Raw genomic sequence first — 6759 nt, 5'->3', positions numbered from 1 at the left:
CAATGAGATGCCCTCATCTTGAAGGCTGTTCAAAACAGAAATGGACTGCGAACGCTTAGTCATTCAAGAATCCCACCCGTACACCGCAAGGTGGAAGGCTTGCGGCTTTAGCCGTGGGAGTCTCAAGAGTGCAAAAACCATCTGTTCATGCCGCGCGTCATGACTGATAACGTCCGCGAAGCGTATGTGATGGAGCCGGGCAATGTGCGAGTCACTTTTGACAAGCAGTTGATGACCACCGTCCATTCCCTCGACATTTTTGACGAGCAGCTCATGATGGTCAACGCCATTCACCAGCCGCTGATGATTATGGAGGTCAAGTTCGAGCAGTTTCTGCCCTTCAACATCCGCTATTTGCTGCAACATGTAAGCAATCAGCGCTCGGCGATCTCCAAGTACGCCATCTGTAGAGAGGAGAGCAAAAATACGATGATTTCTAGCGCGAGGAGATCATCAGCGACAACGAAACCACCAGCGACGGGCTGAACGTCCAGTTGAAAAAACTGAAGCATGCGCAAAATCCCTTTTCGACACTCTGGTTCGGGAAGGGATTTTTTTGTGCGATGGACGGGTGACCTGTGCGCTGCCAACAACAACTGCTTTGACGGGCGTCTCCTGCGTGACGGAGAAGCGATAGCCGATCGTCGTCAAGAAGCGGTCTGCTGAACCACTCTTTTTGGCGTACAGGCATTTTGTCCCCTGCACCATTCGACAGCAACAATCTGGCGGAAAAGGTGCCGGATACAAGGAAAATGGACCTGTTTACAGCAGAAAAAAGGGAGAGAGAAAAAAAGATTTTACTAAGATAAACCAAAAATTTTCCCGTTTGCGCAACAAAATTCCCCAAATGACCGTCTGTGATGGTGAAATTTTCCTCCAAAAGAAGGGGGGAGGAGCGAGCGTGCCGACTTTGTATGTCATCGTTCCCATTCTTTTCGTAATGGCGGTGGCTGTGTACACAGACCTACGCTACCGACTGATTTACGACTGGCTGACACTGCCCGGGATCGCCTATTTTCTCATCGCGCATGCAGTGCTTCGGCCGGAAGACTGGGTGGCGCACGTCCTGGGAGTCGTCGTGCTTGTCGGACTGTCGCTCGGGATGGCCGTCATTAGCAATGGGCAGGTGGGGGGTGGCGACATCAAGCTGCTCGCAGTGGTAGGAGCAGCGCTGGGCTGGCAGGCGGGATTGTTTGCAATGGGGCTTACCTACCTGCTTGCCGGAATCATCATGCTTCCTGTGTGGCTTGTCTCCAGGCTGTCGCGAAGGGTGACTTTTGATCGGGAAATCCCGCTGGCTCCATTCATTGCGGGGGGAATCGGGCTGTTGCTGGTAATGGTTATCTATTACTAGGCGGTGATTCTTGAGGAATAGTCCGACAATAACGGTGAGTATTTTTACTTATTATGGAGGGTCAGGCGCGTGCAGCATGATTTGACATCATTCTAGCTACAGAAAAAGAGAGGGAAGCTTTTCATGTTGGAATCGAAACGACGGGCAATCATTTTTCTGGTGTTATCCTTTTTGCTTGCGGCGCTGGCGGGTTTTCTGTTTTTGAAGAAAATCAAGGACATGAACGCGCAGCTTGGGGAGATGGTGGAGATTTACGAGGCGAATGTCGATATTCCCTCTCGGGCGTTGATCCAACCCGATCAATTGACCACAAGGCAAATTCCGAAAAAGTACGCGGATGACTCGTATGTCGTCGACAAGCTCAGTCTGAAAAATCAGGTAACGGTCGTTCCTTTGTCGAAAGGCGACGTCATTACGAAAAATATTTTAAAGCCGGCGAACATGGTCCGCGATCAAAACAATCGGCTGATTACGGTGTACGCGTCGGGAAACATCATGTTTGACCAGGAACTGGAGGCGCTGGACCGCGTCGACATCATCATCTCGACGACGAAGGGCGGCCAGCCTGTAACCGAGGTGTTCATGAAAGACGTGCCCGTCGCCATGGTTGCGAAGTCGGACAACAAATTCAAAGGCGTGGCGCTGGAGCTGCCGTTCGAGGATGTGCCCAAATTCATCCATCAGCAGCACTATGCCGAACTGATGCGCATTCTAAAAGCAAACGTCGGCAAAGGAGAGCTGGGGATTCCCGATCCGTTTACTACAACCGAGCCGGGCAAGACGGAAACTGCGCCAAAGCCTGCCGAAGCAAAGCCGCAGACGCCGCCAGCCTCTGCGCCAGCGAAACCGCCAGCGACGGCACCAGCGGCTCAGCCAGCCGGGCAAACTCAGCCAGCACCGACCAATCAGCAGCCGCCAGCCAAACCGCCAACTTCGGTACAGCCGCCAACCAATCCAGCACCAAAAACCGGAGGGTAAGTCATGAGCAAAGAAGTGAAAATTCTTGTCGTCGCAGATCACGATTCGGTCAAGGAGATGCTCACGGAGTTTCTGGCCGGGTATGAGCCGGTACGCTATACGACGTCCAGCGAAGTGAAAAAAGAAATCGACCGGATCGGACCCGATGTCGTGTTGCTCGTCCAGCCCGAGGAGGGGGCCGGAGTCGAGCTGCTGCAGTACATACAGAGCGAGCTGCCAGAGGGAATTGTCATTTTTCTGACGGAAAAGCAAGATTTTGTCCTGCTGCGGGATGTCGTCCGCGCCGGAGCAGTCGAGTACATCGTCATGCCCGACGAGTTGAACCTGCTGACCGACCGCCTCGAAAAAATATCCGAGCTGTCCCAAATCCAGCAGCGCAAAAAAGGCGCGGATGCTTCCGGCAAAGCGTTTGTGCGCGGGCGGGGCAAGGTGTATTCGTTTTACAGCGGCAAAGGAGGAAGCGGCTGCACACAGCTTGCCACCGGATTTGCCCAGTCGCTGAAGCTGGAATCGACGGCCAGCGTGCTGTTGATCGACCTCAACCTGCAGTACGGGGGCGTCGAGACGTTCCTGTCGTTTGACAGCAACCGCACGCTGGGGGACCTGATTCCGGTCATGAACGAGATGAACGAGTTTCACATCCGCAACGTAGCGCAGCGCGAGGCTCACTCCAAGCTGGAAGTGCTGGTCAGCCCGCGTGACGCCGAGATCGCGGAAAACATGTCCGAGGCGTTCGTCACGCGCCTGATCCGGGCGAGCCGCCGCAGCTATGACTTTGTCATCATCGACTTGCCCAGCCATATGAACGAGCTGGTGTATGCCGCCTTGTCGGAGGCCGACATGATTTACTACGTGATGAACCTGGATACGCCGTCTGTGCAAATTTATCGGCTCGTGGAAGACTTGTTCAGACGACTGCGCATTGATACCGAGGGCAGGCTGGAAGTCGTCGTCAACCAGGTGGGCCGGGATAACGAGTTGGCCGTATCCGATCTGAAAGGGCTGTTCAACGCTCCGATTACTGCGGAAATCAGGAGAGATCACGCGGGAGTGCAGGCGGCCGTCAATCAGGGCAGGCCGTTGCAAAAAGAAGCGAACGAGAAAAAACTGACTCCTGCGGCAAAAGACATCCGAAAATGGGTCCAAAGCAAACTGTCTTGAGGGGGGAGCTAGATGGCTTTATTCAAGCGCAAGCAAGAGCAGAAGACAGCAGAAGACGAGTCGCCACGAGCGACGCTGGCAGCGACACTTGCGGCTCCCGCCTTCAACCCGTACATTGACGAGCTGGCAGAGCATTACAAGACGCGGCTTTTGCGGGAAACCAATCTGGAGAGGCTGACCAGCCTTGGCTCGCAGGAAATGCGGGTGGCGATTGAGCGGCTCGTGTCGCAGTACATGTCGGAAGAAAAAGTAGTGATCCCGCGCAGCGAAAAAGAATTGCTGCTGACTCGCCTGATTAACGAATCGGTGGGGCTGGGGCCGCTGGAGCCGCTGCTTGCGGACCCGGAGATTACGGAAATTTCGATCAACGGGCACAACCTCGTCTACATCGAAAAGCGCGGGCGGCTGGAGCTGACCGATCTGAAATTTCGCGACGAGGAGCATTTGCGGCACATCGTCGACCGGATCGTGGCGCCGCTCGGCAGGCGGATTGATGAGAGCTCGCCGATGGTCGACGCCCGCCTGAAGGACGGGAGCCGGGTGAATGCGGTCATCCCGCCGATCAGTTTGAACGGAACATTGGTGTCGATCCGCAAATTCCGCAAAGAGCCGTATTTAATGGAGGATTTGCAACAATTCGGCTCGTTTGACGAGGCGATGTCGCGCTACATCCAGGCAGTCGTGGAAGCGAAAATGAACGTCCTGATCTCCGGCGGGACCGGGAGCGGGAAAACGACGCTGCTCAACGCGGCCGCGCGAGCGATTCCCCACTACGAACGGATCATCACGATTGAGGACTCGGCGGAGCTGAAGCTGACCCATCCGAACTGCGTCGGGCTTGAGGCACGCCCGCCGAACATGGAGGGAAAAGGCGAAATTACGATTCGCCAGCTTGTGCGCAACTCGCTGCGGATGCGGCCTGACCGGATCATCGTCGGGGAGGTGCGTGGCGCGGAGGCATTCGACATGCTGCAAGCGATGAACACGGGCCACGAAGGCTCGCTCACCACCGTCCACGCCAACTCGCCACTGGACGCTTTCAATCGACTGGAAGGGATGGTCGTCATGGCGGGGATGGATTTGCCCTCTGCCATCGTCCGCGAGTACATCGTCAGTGCGCTCGACATCATCGTGCAGGTCATGCGGCTGTCGGACGGGACGCGCAAAATCGTCTCGATCTCCGAGGTGGCGAAGTCGGAGGACAAACGGGTAGAGGTGCAGGAAATTTTCCGCTTTCACCGGACCGGAATCGGCAGCAATGGCGAAGTACTCGGATATTTTACGCCGACCGGAATCATCCCGCGCAGCCTGGAGCGGCTCAAAGTATTCGGAATTGATCTGGACGAATCAATGTTTACAGCGAAGGGAGGGAGCAGACGTGAGCCTAGCTATTCTGTTTAGTCTGGCGGTGCTGTTCGGAATTTGGGGCATGTACGAATACCTCGGATACCGCTCGAAGAAAAACGAGTGGAAAAAGAAAGCGGAAGACTGGTACGAGGTAAAGACTCAGCGCAAAAGCTTCATCGTCGTCTGGGGCGACCGCTTCGACCAGAAGCCGTACGCTCAGGAGATCGGCAAAAAGCTGAAAAAAGCCAACATTCCGCTGACCCCTTCCGAATTTTTCGCGGGCATGTTCGTCGGCACGATGGGGCTTGGGTTTTTCCTGCACAGTGTAGTGGCGATTCCGGCTCCCTACAACTTCATGGCGGGCGGAGCTTCGATGTATGTCATCCAGAAAGCCGTCTTTTTTGCCCGGCGCCACAAATATTTGGAGAGATTGAACGATCAGCTCTCGGAGGTGTGCCGCCTGCTTGCCAACTCGTTGCGCGCAGGGCTGACGCTGACCCAGGGGATCGCGATTGTGGCCAAAGAGCTGAATGCTCCAGCCGGAGAAGAGTTCAAGCGGATGTCGCGGGAGCTGGCGCTTGGCGTCAGTTTTGACCGGGCGCTGCTGGAGATGGAAAAACGGATTCCGACGCGCGATTTCCGCATTTTCGCGGCGACGCTGCTCATCCAGCGCAGGGCAGGGGGCAACCTGAGCGAAGTGCTGCAGGAGATGGCCGAGACGATGGAGGAGCGCCGCCTCGTCTCGCAGGAAATCAAGACGATGACCGCCGAGCAGCGCTACGTCTCGTATCTTGTCCCGATCATGCCCGTCGCCCTGGTGCTGATGATGAACATGATTAACAAAGGCTTTATCGATCCGCTGTTTACGCCGATGGGGCTGGTGCTGCTCGGGCTGTTCCTGATCGGAACGTTGCTGTCCTACATCCTGGTGAAAAAAGTGACCAACATAAAGGTGTGAAACGATGGATGCACTAATCATCACCTGCCTGTTTCTGTTTTTATTATTCTTTGCCATATTTTTAAAGGAATGGTATTTGTTTTCTGTGCAAAAACGCACGCTGATCGAGCATATGTACGAAGTGACGGGTCATCGGACGTACGATGTGCGCAAGCCGGAAACCGCCTCGGAACGACTGGTCAAGCGGCTGCTGCGCTACGGGGATGACTATGCGGTCCTGGGCCAGCGCTTCAATTTTTTCAGCGAATCGCACGAGGTGGAGGACTGGCTGCTCAAGGCGGGCCGACCGCTCGACCTGACGGTAGCCCGCTTCCAGGGCGTAAAGATCGTACTCGCTCTGCTCGGCATCATCATAGGGGCGCTGCTGTTCGTCCTGGGCTTTCCCTTCGCCCAGTTCGGGCTGATTCTGTGGCCGCTGGCCGGCTATTTTTTGCCGATCCTCTGGCTGAAGAAAAAGGCGAGCGAGCGCCAGCAGCAAATTCGCTACGATCTGCCCGAATTTCTCGACACCGTCAGCGTGACGCTACAGGCCGGGGTCAGCCTCGATCATGCCCTGCGCGAAGTCATTCGCTTTTTCAGCGGACCGATCCAGGAAGAGTTCTCGCGCTTCAACCAGGAGATCGACCTCGGCGTGCCGCGGGAAAAAGCGTATGAGCAACTGCTGCGGCGCAACGACAACCCGGAATTTCAACTGTTGATTAAAGCGCTGATTCAAGGGATGCGCCTGGGAGTGCCGATCTCGGTGACGTTCAAGGTGCAGGCGGACAACATGCGGCGAATGCGCAAAGAGCTGGTCAAGGAAAAGGCCGCGAAAGCCTCGCCAAAAGTGACGCTGATTACCACGCTCGTCGTCGCTCCGACCGCCATGCTGATGATCGGAGGCCTGATGGTGCTGAACATTTTGGAAAATGCCAAGACGTTTACCGGAATTTTTAAATGAATGATGGATCGGATGCCTGTA

Annotated in this window: 7 protein-coding genes; all 7 read left to right on the top strand. The window is 55.5% G+C overall.

Going from position 1 to position 6759, the window contains the following annotated elements; translation table 11 throughout:
- Positions 1-141 precede the first annotated feature (141 nt).
- Positions 142-486 (top strand): VTC domain-containing protein, encoded by a 345-nt coding sequence (locus AC27IT_RS25835; RefSeq protein ID WP_268871426.1) that lies wholly within the window; start codon positions 142-144, stop codon positions 484-486.
- Positions 487-901: 415 nt separating this feature from the next.
- Positions 902-1354, top strand: a complete 453-nt coding sequence (locus AC27IT_RS25830; RefSeq protein WP_487092175.1) for a prepilin peptidase — start codon at positions 902-904, stop codon at positions 1352-1354.
- A 123-nt stretch (positions 1355-1477) separates the two neighbouring features.
- Entirely contained in the window at positions 1478-2332 is an 855-nt protein-coding gene (locus tag AC27IT_RS25825; protein ID WP_005826715.1) for a CpaB family protein, read from the top strand.
- A 3-nt stretch (positions 2333-2335) separates the two neighbouring features.
- Positions 2336-3493 carry a CpaE/TadZ family protein gene (locus tag AC27IT_RS25820; RefSeq protein WP_487092174.1) on the top strand — a complete coding sequence of 386 codons (1158 nt, stop codon included), beginning with the start codon at positions 2336-2338 and terminating at the stop codon, positions 3491-3493.
- Between the two features lie 12 nt (positions 3494-3505).
- Positions 3506-4894, top strand: coding sequence for a TadA family conjugal transfer-associated ATPase (locus AC27IT_RS25815; RefSeq protein ID WP_005826720.1), 1389 nt, complete (start codon positions 3506-3508; stop codon positions 4892-4894).
- Positions 4872-5798 (top strand): type II secretion system F family protein, encoded by a 927-nt coding sequence (locus AC27IT_RS25810; protein WP_005826722.1) that lies wholly within the window; start codon positions 4872-4874, stop codon positions 5796-5798. Before AC27IT_RS25815 ends, AC27IT_RS25810 begins: the two co-directional genes overlap by 23 nt.
- A gap of 4 nt (positions 5799-5802) precedes the next feature.
- Positions 5803-6738, top strand: coding sequence for a type II secretion system F family protein (locus AC27IT_RS25805; RefSeq protein WP_328148257.1), 936 nt, complete (start codon positions 5803-5805; stop codon positions 6736-6738).
- Positions 6739-6759 lie beyond the last annotated feature (21 nt).

The sequence above is a fragment of the Brevibacillus sp. YAE8 genome (assembly GCF_057543335.1).
Note: the sequence above shows the minus strand (reverse complement) of the source record. Positions and strands in the feature narration are given on the sequence as shown.